We start from the raw sequence: 394 nt of genomic DNA on the forward strand, positions 1-394 counted from the left end.
TTGTGAGCCCTGTTTTTATGGGATACAACTCCTTATTGATGATTCGGTCATACTCGATGCGGTAACAGGCTCTGAACTGCTCAAGCCATTCATCGTGCGTGTTGGTAGTAACCTTTTCGGTAAGCATAGGCAGTGAGTCCTTCACATTTCCCAGTACCGGCACATCGGCATGCACATTCTTATTAATTTCAGCATCGTCAATCTCGAGGTGAATCACTTTTGCATTTGTGGCATAGGAGCTGAGATTTCCAGTTACCCTGTCATCGAAACGCATCCCGATGGCAATAATCAGGTCAGCCTCATTTGTTTTAATGTTTGGCCCATAATTGCCATGCATACCAAGCATACCCACATTGAGCGGATGATCAGTTGGTAAAGCAGAGAGTCCTAGCAG

Annotated in this window: 1 pseudogene; it reads right to left on the reverse strand. The window is 45.4% G+C overall.

Features of this window, described 5'->3' with window-relative positions:
• Positions 1–394, reverse strand: a pseudogene (locus C6366_RS21375) (acetolactate synthase large subunit); the annotation flags it as partial.

Source organism: Desulfonatronum sp. SC1, assembly GCF_003046795.1.
GTDB lineage: Bacteria > Desulfobacterota > Desulfovibrionia > Desulfovibrionales > Desulfonatronaceae > Desulfonatronum.